We start from the raw sequence: 13670 nt of genomic DNA, 5'->3' as shown, positions 1-13670 counted from the left end.
AATAATACCCCTCTCAGGTTAAGAGAAGGGCTTTTGGTTACTTCTAGATTATTTCATAATGCCATCAGGGATTAAGACATACACATGCCATAATGCTTTTGGAAAGCGATGCAGATATTAAATTTGTTAGTGATAGACTAGGTCATAGTACTGTAACTATGACTGCAGACGTTTATCTCCACATTACAAAGAAATACGAGGAAGAAAACGTCAGTAAGTTTGAAAAGTATTTAAACACTAGGTGGGCAAAAAGTGGGCAAAGTCTTATTTCCTTCGTTAAAACCCTCTACATAATGCGCTTAAACATCTTTTCCATCTCATACGTCGAATAATGAATAATAATTGGTCTTCCGTGCGGACAAGTAAAAGGATCTGTTGATTTCCTCAGCGTTTCAAGCAAAGCAAACATTTCATCATTGCGAAGATGATGATTTGCTTTTATAGCTGCCTTGCAGCTCATCATAATCGCTGCTTCTTCACGAAGCTTTTTAATATCCGCCTGTTTATGATCGAGCACTTCCTGAATAATTTCTTCAATTAATTCCCGTTCTTCTCCGCGTGGAAACCATTGAGGGTGAGAACGCACGATAAAACTATTTCCCCCAAAGGGCTCAAGGAAGATTCCGACTTCACCCAATGCCTGCATTTTCTCATTGATGATCAGGGCTTCATCTGCAGAATAGTGCATGGTAATCGGGACTAGGAGCTCTTGAACTTCCGTAGCAACTTGTCCTACTTTTTCTTTAAAGTATTCATAATTGATTCTCTCCTGAGCCGCGTGCTGATCGATAATGTATAATCCAGTCTCATTTTGAGCGAGGATATATGTTCCATGCATTTGGCCTATTGGATAAAGTACAGGCACTCTCGGTTCAGATTCTGTCGTTAACAGTTCTTCATGATAATCAGCTGGCTGTTCATCATAAACTTCAAATTCCTCCTCAATAACTGGAGAACTTTGTTCGATGATCTTTTCTTCTGGTTCTAGAGCTTCTGCTGCTTCAATCACTGGCTTTTCCATTACTTGCGGAAGAGATGCTGCTGATAGTGGTTTTTTCTCAGCATGACTGAACGAAAATGTTTGCTGTTCATCAAAGCTTTTTTCTTTCCGCTTCGGCAAGACGGCTTCAGGAATCAGCTTTTGATGCGAAAATGCGTCTTTAATTCCAGCAGTAATCAGATCATTTAATTCAGCCTCTTTGCTTAGCCGGACTTCCATTTTGGCAGGGTGAACGTTTACGTCGACTAAAATAGGATCCATATTAATTTCCAGAAAGACAATTGGAAACCGGCCGATTGGAAGCAGGGTATGATAGCCTTGCTGAATGGCTTTTACAAGCGGATAGTTTTTAATAAATCTGCCATTTACGATCGTTGATATATAGTTTCTTGATGCTCTGGTGATTTCAGGAAGAGATATATAGCCTTTCACTTCAAAATCAAGAGACTGTAAGTTAATAGGAATCATTTTTTTTGCAATGCCCAGTCCATAAATGCCCGCTATGACTTGGCGCACATCACCGTTCCCGCTCGTATGCAGCATTGGCTTTCCGTTATGAGTCAGCTTGAAAGAAATAGTTGGATTGGACAATGCCAGGCGATTGACAACATCTGTAATGTTGCCAAGCTCGGTATGAACTGTTTTGACATATTTTAAACGGGCTGGTGTGTTGAAAAATAAATTCGTAACAGTAAGGTCGCTTCCTTTTCTGCTTGAAGCAGCTTCATGGATGTCTACCTTTCCTCCTGAAAGCACCATTCTCGTGCCTGCACCAGACCCTGTGCTTGTTTTTAATTCAACATGGGAAACAGACGCGATACTCGGCAGGGCCTCTCCCCGGAAACCAAGAGTCCGGATCCGGAAAAGGTCGTTTTCATCTTTGATTTTGCTTGTAGCATGCCTGTGAAAAGCGTTCAGACAATCTTCAGGCAGAATGCCGTCTCCATTGTCTATGATGCGGATTTTGCTTAAACCCGCTTCTTCTATATGAATTTCAATGACAGTGCTGCCGGCGTCTATACTATTTTCCGTTAACTCTTTTACAACAGAAGCCGGACGTTCGACAACTTCTCCTGCAGCTATCTTATTTGATAGTGAATCGTCAAGGCGAATAATTTTCCCCATGCTGTTCACCTCTTCATTATTTTAATTTTTTTTGAATTTGATAGAGTTCATTCATTGCATCAAGCGGCGTCATTTCAAGCAGATTGATCGCCCGTATCTGTTCTAGTACCAGTATATCTTTTTTCGGAACCGGTCTGCTTTCCTTCTTAGCAGGCTGTTCATTAAAAAAGGAGAGCTGAGCTTCATCGCTTTTAAATGTTTCCGACTTTTCCATGATAGATGCTGGGACTTTTACTGTCTGTTCGGCTTCAAGGCTTTCTAAAATTGCTTTTGCTCTGATGATCAGCTCATTTGGCAGCTCGGCAAGCTCGGCGACATGAATTCCATAACTTTTATCTGCCGGACCTTCCTCGATTTTGTGAAGGAACACTACCTTGCCGTTTTCTTCTACGGCTGATACATGGACATTCTGAAGCTGCGGCAAACCGTCAGCAAGACCAGTCAGTTCATGATAATGCGTGGAGAACAAAGTTTTAGCTCCGATATGATGGTGAATATGTTCAATAATGGCCTGCGCGAGTGCCATTCCATCATACGTTGAAGTTCCCCGCCCGATTTCATCAAATAATATTAAACTTCTTTCCGTAGCATTGACAATCGCATTCTTCGCTTCAAGCATTTCAACCATAAAGGTACTTTGCCCTGATATTAGGTCATCCGCTGCTCCTATTCGGGTAAAAATTTGATCAAAGATCGGAAGAACAGCTTCTGAAGCAGGAACAAAACACCCGATCTGAGCGAGGATGGCTGTTAATGCAACCTGTCTCATATACGTGCTTTTTCCGGACATGTTAGGTCCTGTAATCAGCAGCATTCCGCGGTCATTTGAGAAATAACAATCGTTTGGAACATATTCTTGAGAATTCATTACTTTTTCAACAACTGGATGTCTGCCGTCCTTAATGAACAGCTCCTGATCTGAAAAAGAGGGTTTAGAATAATGTCTTTTTTCACTGATGACAGCAAAGCACTGAAGCACATCCAATTCACTTATGCACTTAGATAAGGATTGAAGTCTTGGAATAAACTTCTTCACCTGTTCACGAAGCTCGACAAACAATTCATATTCAATGTCTACCATTTTTTCTTCTGCTTCTAGAATGAGCGTTTCTTTCTCTTTAAGCTCCGGTGTTATAAATCTTTCAGCGTTTGTCAATGTTTGCTTCCGTGTGTACCTGCCTTCTTCAAGCAAGTGTACATTTGCTCTTGTCACTTCAATATAGTAGCCGAATACCCTGTTAAACCCTATTTTAAGTGATTTGATGCCTGTACGCACCCGCTCTTGCTGTTCAAGCTCTGCTATCCATGATTTGCCGTTTCTGCTTGCATCTCTGAATTGATCGAGCTGTTCATGAAAGCCGTCTTTCATGATATTGCCGTCTTTAATAGACAGGGGCGGATTCTCTACTAAAGCAGAATCAAGTAAGTCTGTCAGTTCTGTACAAGTGTCAATTTGTTCTGCCTTTTCATTTATTTGGTTATCCTTTACAGATGTTATCACTTCTTTGATCGCAGGCACCTGCTGCAATGATTTCTTGAGCTGGATTAAGTCTCTTGCATTGACATTTCCGAATGCCACTCTCCCCGCAAGTCTTTCAAGATCATAGACTTCCTTTAGCCGTTCTCTGAGGTCTTCGCGTTCAAAATAGTGATCAAGCAAGGATTGGACCATTTGAAGACGGCTTTTGATTTCATTTTTGGAAAGCAATGGCCGATCGATCCACTGCTTGAGCATTCTCGCGCCCATTGCTGTTTTAGTCTCGTCAAGAAGCCAGAGCAGCGAGCCTTTTTTGCCTTTAGAACGGATCGTTTCCGTCAGCTCCAAATTCCGCTTTGAGTATAAATCGATTTTCATAAAATCCTGCAGCTGATAGACTTTTACTTTTTGCAGATGATCAAGGCTTCTCTTTTGCGTTTTCTGCAAATAGTTATGCAGTCTCCCAAATGTTTCTTTTAATCTCACATCTTCAAGATGATCGATAATCGCTTCAAATTTCTCTGTGCCCGCATCTATTTCAAACGAAACGGTCACTCTTGATTTTTCAGCAATTTTTTTAATATATGATTCAGGAAAGTCAGGATGTACAACTAATTCCTTTGCACCAAGTGAATACACTTCATTTATAATTTCATCAATATGATTTAATAAGGTCACTTGATTTTCACCAGTCGATAGATCTGTAACCGCAAAACCAAACTTAGAAGGAAAGGCAGTTACAGACGCTAAATAGTTATTTTCCCGCTCCTGCAGACCTTTTCCATTCATAACCGTTCCTGGTGTGATCAGCTGCACAACTTCGCGGCGTACAACACCTTTTGCCTGTTTTGGATCTTCAGTTTGTTCACATATGGCTACCTTGTAGCCTTTTTCAATTAAAGATTCTATATATCCAGGAGCAGAATGATACGGTACACCGCACATTGGAATTCGCTCGGCGCCTCCACCATCTCTGCTCGTTAATGTAATTTCAAGTTCAGCAGATGCTCTTTTTGCATCTTCAAAAAACATTTCATAAAAGTCGCCTAAACGAAAAAATAAAAAGGCATCCTGATACTCTGCCTTTATTTTTAAATATTGCTGTATCATCGGCGTATATGTAGCCATAGTAATCCCCCATTGCATTTGCGTACGTTTCAAAACAAACTTTATTATAACATACATGGAGGATTTTTTGCTTCGCCCGAATCCCGGAAGGTTGTCCCAGGAATAGTATATTAAGAATACGAAAGGTGCAAAATTATTAGAATTCCATAAAAAAAGAAAAACCAGGAAGATAGATTCTCCCTAGTTTCCTCTTATTCTTCATCTCCGCCGACTAAAAATTCCGGATTCAGATCTTCAAACTCCTCATCAAGATCTTCTTCCCAGTCTTCATCCGCTTCAGCAAATGATTCTGTGTTAATTGCGACAACCACCTTTGTTTCCCCGACAACTTCCGCCAAAAACTCACGCTCAGCTGAAACAACAACCTTGCTTCCATTTGGAGAAATATTGACCTCCATGCAGTTTGGCTGCTGCATAACCTTTGCAATGACTTCATGCTCATCGTCCAAAAAGTTGTTATCTTTATATTTCAACTTAATGACGTCCACATATGAAACTTTTTCAGTGACAACTTCTGTTTTCGTATTATCAGCATACGAATACCATACGTTAATGTCGTAAGTACCTTCAACCTCGACTGTTTTCCCAACCTTTTTGGCATCATATTTATGGTTGATCAACCAGCCGCCTAGAATGCTTGTTGGTTTTTGCGAAGGAGCAATGCTGTGCGTGGATTGAGTAAACTTCTTGCCTTTCGCAACTACCGCTTTGGTGATTATTTCTCTGTATTCAGCCATTCGTACATACCCTCCTCAATCAATCTTCATTTAATCCTATGCTGGGCTAGTAGGGTTTGTGCTACTAATATAAAGGAATAAATAATATGTTCCACCAATACATGAATCGGTATAGTTCATTGTATGCGTGTACGCCCAGATATGTGCCTAAAATTTGAAAAGAAAAGCTGAATTGCCAAGGGGGTCAGTTGATCACAAAGGTTTTGGCAGGAAAGGCGCTTTTTGCCTTTGCTGCCGGCAGTATAAAAAACTATGATTATTTAGAACATAGTTTAATTAGATATTTATTTAGTGAAGTGGCGTGGTTTTCTGCAGGAATTTTTAACGCTGTTGGAGCTAGGGCGGATTAGCAATAAATTTTATCGGTCTCTATATAATTTTTATCAGGCTCTTTTCGAAATTTATCAGAAACATCCTCTATTGAAGCTTTGCAATATAAAGAAAATAAAAAAGCACACTGCTCTGAACAGTGTGCTCCTCTTTTAGTGACAGGCTGAGCCTGGTGAATTATTTAGTTTTGAACCCGTTTCACCGCTTAACAGATCTCCGCCGGTTGTGCGGATAATTTCGTCTGTCACATGGTTTGAGATCGTGACTGCAATCAATTGAAGCAAATCGTTCACTTCAACTTGAGATTCTTTAAATTCCTGAATGATTGGAAGTTCATCCAATTCTTCCTGAATTTTATCAATTTTATCTTCTACCTGCTTTAATGCTTCCTGCTTGCTGTAATGCTGGAAGTTAACAGCCTGTTTTTGAAGACTTTTAATACTTGCTACTTTTTCACGGATTTTTTGATTCTCATTGATTTGCGCTTCCGCTTTTTTGAAAAACTCAACTTCTTTGGTATCAGCAACCATTTGTGCTAATTCACGGGCTTTTGCTACGATTTCTTCTTTAGTATATAATGACATCCCCTATTTCACCTCTATCGCTTCTTCTACCATTTCCCCATCTAAAGACCACGTTTTTGCTTTGTTTATTTTCACTTTAACAATTTGGCCGACAGCAGACTTTGGACCTTTAAAGTTTACAAGTTTGCTTTTAGTTGTATAGCCTGCAAGTACTTCAGGGTTATTTTTGCTTTCCCCTTCTACAAGCACTTCTACAACCTGACCTTCGTATTCCATCATTTTTTTAGCTGAAATTTCTTTAACAAGATCATTCAGTTTTTGCAGACGTGCTTTCTTTACTTCCATAGGAACGTTATCTTGCATTTTTGCTGCAGGCGTCCCTTCACGAGGAGAGTAAATGAACGTATAAGCACTGTCGAATTCAACTTCACGGTACATTGACAGCGTTTCTTCAAATTGCTCATTTGTTTCATTTGGGAAACCTACAATGATATCTGTCGTCAAAGAAGCCGTTGGAATCGCTTCCTTAATTTTTTTCACTAATGTCATATATTTTTCCCGGTCGTATTTGCGGGCCATCAGCTTTAAGATCTCAGAGCTTCCTGACTGAACAGGCAAGTGAATATGATCAAGCAGGTTACCGCCTTTAGCAAGCACCTCAATCAGATGATCATCAAAATCACGAGGGTGACTTGTTGTAAAGCGGACACGGGCAACATCAATTTTACGGATTTCATCCATTAAATCGCCGAGGCCGTATGAGATGTCTTCAAAATCTTTTCCATATGCATTTACATTCTGGCCAAGCAAAGTAATTTCCTTATATCCGCTTGCAGCAAGCTGACGCACTTCCTGAATGATTTCCTCAGGGCGTCTGCTTCTTTCTTTTCCGCGAGTATAAGGAACGATGCAGTACGTACAAAATTTATCGCAGCCAAACATGATATTAACCCATGCTTTGACATTTCCTTTGCGCTCTCTTGGAAGGTTTTCAATAACGTCGCCTTCTTTAGACCAAACTTCGATGACCATTTCTTTCGACATGTAGGCGTCTTTAAGAATATTAGGCAAGCGGTGAATGTTATGCGTTCCAAAGATCATGTCAACATGCTGATGTTTCTTCATGATTCTTGTGACAACAGATTCTTCCTGCGACATACATCCGCAGACACCGATCAATAAACCTGGTTTTTCTCTTTTAAGGGACTTCAGGTGACCGATTTCACCGAATACTTTATTTTCTGCATTTTCACGGATGGCACATGTATTCAAGAGAATCACATCTGCATCTTCTGTTGTGTTCGTAGCTTCATAGCCGAGTGCCATGAAAATTCCAGCCATGACTTCAGTATCATGTTCGTTCATTTGGCATCCGTATGTGCGAATCAGAAATTTCTTTCCATTCCCAAGGCCTCTGAACTCTTCTGAAATGCTGAAATCATTTTGGTATTTCACTTCCTCTTTGCCGCGCTTTTTTGCATCCTTTAAGGAAGGTGGCATATAAACGGCTTGGAAATACTTGCTGTAATCCTTTTCGGATTTTTTGTCCGCAGGATTTACCTGTGTATTTTCCAAACGCTGCTTTTCATTCATGTAAAACAGTCTCCTTTCAAACCCTTCTAACCTTACTCTCGGAGTGAGAGTATACCAATTTTATAGTATATATGTTCTTAAATGACAAAACAATATACAAATCAAGAAAGGACATATATCTATAGTAAAACAATCTTACTAAATAAACAAATCAAGAAACGCGAAAGCGTCTTTTAGTCACCCGCAGAAAATAAGAATTGACGGGAGGAAGGTGCTTTTTCTTCAATTGTTTTCAAAGTGGGCTATGAACTGCAGCAAGACATCAGAATTTGATGGAATGAAATTTGTTTCTAATGGAAAAGAGAGGACTTAGCCTCTCTTTAAAAAATTATGACAAAATATTCAATTCTTTTGCTGCTTTTTCAAAGATATCTAAAGCTGTTTGCAATTCTTCTTTAGAATGCTCAGCTGTTACAATTGTACGCACGCGAGCCTGCCCTTTTGCAACTGTCGGGAATGCTATGCCTTGTGCAAAAACACCATATTCCCGCAATTTATCTGAGAACTGATGAGACAAGGCTTCGTCCCCGACTATAACCGGTGTTACAGGTGTTTCGCTTTTACCTGTATCAAAACCTAGATCTTCAAGGCCTTTTTTGAAGAATTTTGCGTTATCCCATAGCTTTTCAATCAGTTCAGGCTCTTCTATAAGTACGTTGATCGCTTCTATACAGGCGGCTGTAACAGCTGGAGGATGGGACGTACTGAATAAAAATGGACGGCCTTTTTGAATAAGGTAATCAATTAGAGTACGTGTGCTTGCTACATATCCTCCTAAAACACCAACCGCTTTGCTTAATGTCCCGACCTGGATATGTACACGTCCATCAAGTCCAAAGTGATTAACTGTTCCGCGGCCGTTTTGTCCAAGAACACCAGAAGCGTGGGCATCATCCACCATGACAAGTGCATCGTATTTTTCAGCAAGCTCAACAATTTCCGGAAGTGGAGCAATATTTCCATCCATAGAGAAAACACCATCAGTAACAATTAGACGGACTCTAAAGTCTCCTGATTCTTTTAATGCTCTTTCTAAATCTGCCATATCAACATGGTTATACACTTTGCGCGCAGCCTTTGTTAATCGGATTCCGTCGATGATTGAAGCATGATTCAGAGAATCTGAGATCACAACGTCTTCTTTTGTCAGAATAGAAGAAAGAACGCCCTGGTTTGTTGTAAAACCTGACTGAAACACTAGTGCAGCTTCTGTATGCTTAAATTCAGCAAGCTTTGTTTCAAGTTCTTCATGCATTGTAAAAGTACCGGCAATCGTTCTGACAGATCCGGTTCCTGCACCAAATTTCTCTGCAGCCTTGATTGCTGCTTCTACCAGTCTTGGATGAGTTGTTAATCCTAAATAGTTATTAGATGATAATTGAATTAATTCTTTTCCATCGATGACAACTTTTGATGCCTGGTCTGATTCGAGAGGAATCAGCGTCCGGAATGTTCCTTGCTGTTTCATTTCATCAAGTTCTGCCTGTAAATATTCAAAACCTTTCATCATAGCCCCTCCATTTTCATTCTTTTATCACGCATTAATGGACAGTAATTCCTCCGCCTTATGGTATGTATGGTGGATTCTAGAAAACTAAGGTTGGATTTACTGCCAGTAATAGCACTAGCTTAGAACACATACTAATGGCTCCACTCACTGCGGCAACGTCTGTGTACCTGCAATTCTGCGGGCCTTAACTAACATTCAACGGGGGAGAAGCCCCCGCTGAATGAAGTTCACACTATGGGTGTAATACGACTTTACCACATTTACCTTCGATCATTAAATCGAAGCCTTTTTTAAATTCTTCTAAAGAGAAGTGATGAGTAATCAGCGGGGTTACATCTACTTGCCCTGATTTTAAAAGTCTTGAAACCTGCTGCCACGTTTCATACATTTTTCTCCCTGTAATTCCCTGTACCGTGATTCCTTTAAAAACGACATCATTGGTGATATCTATTTCAACTGGACGGACAGGAAGACTCAGGATCGAAACACGTCCGCCATTGGTTACCATTTTAAATCCTTGATCCATCGCAATTGGATGCCCTGACATTTCACAGACAACATCTACACCGTTGCCGTCTGTTAATTCATTAATCTTCGCCAAAGGATCTTCATTTTTCGAATTGACGACCGTTGTTGCGCCCATTTCTTTTGCTAAATTTAAACGGTAGTCGTTCAAATCAAGGGCAATGACCTGAGATGCTCCTGCTGCTTTTGCAACTCCTACAGCCATAATCCCAATAGGGCCGCATCCAATGACAGCAACACTTTTCCCTGCAACATCTCCTGCTAAAACTGTGTGCACCGCATTTCCCATCGGTTCTTGAATAGATGCTACATCAAAAGGCATTTCATTTGGATTTTTCCAAAGGTTCACTGCCGGCAAAGCCACATACTCTGCAAAGCATCCATCTGTATCGACACCTATAATTTTTGTGTTTTTGCAAATATGATACTGTCCTGTTAAACATTGCGGACATTCATAGCATACTAAATGCGTTTCAGCGGAAACAAAATCTCCGATTTCAACGCTTGTTACTTTACTTCCTATTTCTACAACTTCTCCAGAAAATTCATGGCCAAAAACATAAGGCGGATTCACTCTGCTTTCCGACCATGCATCCCATGTATATATATGAACATCTGTTCCGCAGATTGAAGTAGCTTTTACTTTGATCAGCACTTCATTTTCTTTAATCTGAGGGATGTCTACCATCTGCAGTTCAGCACCAAAGCCTTTGCGGTGCTTAACGATTGCTTTCATTTTTCCATTCACTGTGAACACTCCTCGCTCCAAAAAACATCTATTTTAATGAGTATATATGAAATTCTATCATCCTTAAATAGTGGTGTAAAGGAGACTGTCCACCCAGTGTAGACGTTTGAACACATGAGAAAAAAACTCGCTTATTTTTTTATAAAACTTAAAATCAATAAAAAAAAAACGCCTATCCTGAGGATAGACATTTTTCTCATTACATAAATTCTGAGAGCAATTCGTTGAATTTCTCTTCGCTGATTTGCAGATCGGCATGTGATAAAGGAGTTTCGCTGTAGTTGTAGACAAGCTCCTGATAGGATGGCTGATTCTTGTTTTGATAAATCAAACCCGTTACAAGTCCGTTTTTCTCCATCAGAGTCTGCATGGCAGTCATGCGGTTTGATGGGTCATATCCTTCAATATCACTAAGTTTTGTAAGATTTTCTTTAAACCAGTCATATGTGTTGATTTTATTGTAAGTGACACATGGACTGAAGACGTTGATTAAAGAAAATCCTTTATGATTGATCCCTGCTTCAATGATTGACGTCAAATCTTTTAAATCAGTTGAGAAGCTCTGTGCTACAAATGTTGCTCCTGCCGTAAGTGCCATTTCCATGACTGATAAGGAAGATTCAATTGAACCTTTCGGCGTGCTCTTAGTTTTGAAGCCAACATCACTTCGCGGAGACGTCTGGCCCTTTGTCAATCCATAAATTTGATTGTCCATTACGATATAGGTGACATCAATATTTCTTCTGATGGCATGAATCGTATGGCCCATTCCGATGGCAAATCCGTCACCGTCGCCGCCTGATGCAATGACGGTTAAATCTTTATTTGCCATTTTTACACCTTGCGCAATTGGAAGGGAACGGCCGTGAATACCATGGAAACCGTAAGCGTTGATATAGCCCGAAATACGGCCTGAACATCCGATTCCTGAAACTACAGCAAGCTGATCAGGTTCGAGGCCTGCATTTGCAGCAGCACGCTGAATGGCGGCTTGTACAGAGAAGTCTCCGCAGCCGGGGCACCAGTTAGGCTTTACATTGTTTCTAAATTCTTTAAACGTCGCCATTTAGAACAACTCCTTGCATTTTGAATGAACTTCATGCGGCAAGAGCGGATTTCCATCATATTTAAGAATACTGGAAATTTTCTCTGCATGACCCACATTCATTTTTATAAGACTAGCAAGCTGTCCAGTTGCATTATTTTCTACCACTACAACCTTTTTAGCTGCTTTAACAAGCGGAAGCAACTCAACGGACGGGAATGGATGAAGCAGACGGACATGTGCATGATTCACTTTTACACCGTCATTTTCAAGGCGGATCATCGCTTCTTCAATTGTGCCTCTTGTAGAGTTAAATCCAACGAATAGTACATCCGGATCAGGATGAGTCAGATTTTGATGGACGGGCGTGTCAAACTTGATGTCTGACAGCTTACGCAGACGTTTGTCCATTTGGGCTTTACGGTTTGTTGCCACCTCGGAAGGTTTGCCGGTCTCATCATGTTCAACACCTGTAACATGGTGAATGCCATTCTTCATTCCCGGCACTACACGCGGCGATACGCCATCTTCTGTTACTTCAAATCGTTTAAAGTATCCTTTATTTTCTATCTCAGGCAGCTCCTCGCCCTGTACAAGCTTGCCTCTTCGTATTTGGATTTTATCATATTGAAGCGGTTCTACAGACTGTTTACCAAGTGAGAGCTGAAGATCTGTCAGCAAAATAACAGGACATTGATATTCCTCCGCTAAGTTGAAAGCTTCAATTGTATCGTAAAATGCTTCTTGTACTGTGCTTGGCGCCATGACGATTTTCGGAATTTCTCCATGCGTTCCGTAAATCATCGCCATTAAATCGGATTGCTCCTGTTTCGTCGGAAGTCCTGTACTTGGTCCGCCGCGCTGAGTATCAATGATCACCAGCGGCTGCTCTGTAATGCCTGAGAGCCCGATTGCTTCCATCATCAATGACAACCCCGGTCCTGCAGAAGCCGTCAATGTGCGGGTGCCTGCATAGTTTGCACCAATGGCCATCGTACAAGCGGCAATTTCATCTTCTGTTTGAATAACTGTACCGCCGAAATCAGGCAGCTTCTTAATGAGATATTCCATGATTTCAGAAGCTGGTGTAATTGGGTATGCAGCCATGAAACGTGCTCCGCCGGCAACTGCGCCTAATGCTATCGCATCGTTGCCGATCATGAACATGCGTTTTTGCCCGTCCGCTTTTTCTAGATACATATCTACACGGTCAAAGTTCAGTTCTTGTTTCATATAAGCTGAGCCTTTTTTAATGGCTTCAAGATTCTTTTCAACAATCTGCTGCCCTTTTTTTCCGTAAATCTCCTGCACGACATTTTGGAATTGTGATGTTCCAAGATCAAGCACAGCACTTGTTGCACCAATTGCAACCATATTTTTCATTAATGAAGTGCCTAATTCTGCGGCAATCTCTGTAAAAGGCACGGAATACAAAACAGCGTTGCAGTCATCAGGAATCACTGGATTAAACTTTGAATCTGCAAGAACAAGGCCGCCCTTGCGAAGCTCATATACGTTCACATCGATTGTTTCCTGATCAAAAGCTACTAATATATCAAGATCATCCGAAATAGAACGAACTTGAGTTGTGCTGACGCGGATTTTATTATTTGTATGACCGCCTTTAATTCGAGATGAAAAATGACGGTAACCATATAAATAATAGCCCATTCTGTTTAATGCGATTGAAAACACTTCTCCGGTACTTTCGATACCTTCACCTTGCTGTCCTCCAACTTTCCATGAAAGTTGACTGATCATGTGCCCTACACCCCTTCTTAAGAAACACTCATATATTTTTCGCCCTATTTAAGAGCTCTTACACACGGAATTAAATATTGTTAGAATATGTACTAAACGTTTACAATTGTAGAACGAACATGAGAAAAAAACAAGCGTTTCAGGGAAATAAACATGCTTTTGCTGTT

The 13670-nt window shown here is 40.6% G+C and carries 11 protein-coding genes; 2 read left to right on the top strand and 9 right to left on the bottom strand.

Features of this window, described 5'->3' with window-relative positions:
* Window positions 1-92: 92 nt before the first annotated feature.
* Window positions 93-332, top strand: a complete 240-nt coding sequence (locus K8L98_RS11410) for a site-specific integrase (protein WP_240549820.1) — start codon at window positions 93-95, stop codon at window positions 330-332.
* Here the strand turns inward: K8L98_RS11410 and mutL are convergent.
* The 3 genes from mutL to cotE all read right to left on the bottom strand — a co-directional run bounded on the left by mutL (window position 287) and on the right by cotE (window position 5467).
* On the bottom strand, window positions 287-2125 hold the full coding sequence (mutL, locus tag K8L98_RS11405) for a DNA mismatch repair endonuclease MutL (protein ID WP_223442527.1): 1839 nt from the start codon (window positions 2123-2125) through the stop codon (window positions 287-289). The two genes, K8L98_RS11410 and mutL, sit on opposite strands and share 46 nt — an antisense overlap.
* Window positions 2126-2141: 16 nt before the next feature.
* Window positions 2142-4730: a DNA mismatch repair protein MutS gene (mutS, locus tag K8L98_RS11400; protein WP_223442526.1), complete on the bottom strand. Its 2589-nt coding sequence runs from the start codon at window positions 4728-4730 to the stop codon at window positions 2142-2144.
* Between the two features lie 191 nt (window positions 4731-4921).
* Entirely contained in the window at window positions 4922-5467 is a 546-nt protein-coding gene (cotE, locus tag K8L98_RS11395) for an outer spore coat protein CotE (RefSeq protein ID WP_223442525.1), read from the bottom strand.
* A gap of 188 nt (window positions 5468-5655) precedes the next feature.
* Here cotE and K8L98_RS11390 point away from each other — a divergent pair, with 188 nt between their 5' ends.
* Window positions 5656-5817 carry a hypothetical protein gene (locus K8L98_RS11390; RefSeq protein ID WP_223442524.1) on the top strand — a complete coding sequence of 54 codons (162 nt, stop codon included), beginning with the start codon at window positions 5656-5658 and terminating at the stop codon, window positions 5815-5817.
* Between the two features lie 132 nt (window positions 5818-5949).
* Here the strand turns inward: K8L98_RS11390 and K8L98_RS11385 are convergent, their stop codons facing one another.
* From K8L98_RS11385 to K8L98_RS11360, 6 genes are all read right to left on the bottom strand, one after another.
* A complete protein-coding gene (locus K8L98_RS11385) occupies window positions 5950-6381 on the bottom strand; it encodes a YlbF/YmcA family competence regulator (RefSeq protein ID WP_223442522.1) in 432 nt (143 codons plus the stop codon).
* Between the two features lie 3 nt (window positions 6382-6384).
* Window positions 6385-7914 (bottom strand): tRNA (N6-isopentenyl adenosine(37)-C2)-methylthiotransferase MiaB, encoded by a 1530-nt coding sequence (gene miaB / locus K8L98_RS11380; protein ID WP_223442519.1) that lies wholly within the window; start codon window positions 7912-7914, stop codon window positions 6385-6387.
* 328 nt (window positions 7915-8242) lie between these two features.
* Window positions 8243-9421: a glycine C-acetyltransferase gene (locus tag K8L98_RS11375; RefSeq protein WP_223442515.1), complete on the bottom strand. Its 1179-nt coding sequence runs from the start codon at window positions 9419-9421 to the stop codon at window positions 8243-8245.
* A gap of 235 nt (window positions 9422-9656) precedes the next feature.
* Window positions 9657-10697 (bottom strand): L-threonine 3-dehydrogenase, encoded by a 1041-nt coding sequence (gene tdh / locus K8L98_RS11370; RefSeq protein WP_223442511.1) that lies wholly within the window; start codon window positions 10695-10697, stop codon window positions 9657-9659.
* Between the two features lie 199 nt (window positions 10698-10896).
* Window positions 10897-11763 (bottom strand): 2-oxoacid:ferredoxin oxidoreductase subunit beta, encoded by an 867-nt coding sequence (locus K8L98_RS11365; RefSeq protein WP_223442508.1) that lies wholly within the window; start codon window positions 11761-11763, stop codon window positions 10897-10899.
* Window positions 11764-13503: a 2-oxoacid:acceptor oxidoreductase subunit alpha gene (locus tag K8L98_RS11360; protein ID WP_338037027.1), complete on the bottom strand. Its 1740-nt coding sequence runs from the start codon at window positions 13501-13503 to the stop codon at window positions 11764-11766. It lies immediately after the preceding gene.
* Window positions 13504-13670: the final 167 nt, after the last annotated feature.

The sequence above is a fragment of the Metabacillus dongyingensis genome (assembly GCF_019933155.2).
Lineage (GTDB): Bacteria > Bacillota > Bacilli > Bacillales > Bacillaceae > Bacillus_P > Bacillus_P dongyingensis.
This window is presented reverse-complemented; position numbering and strand designations above follow the sequence as displayed.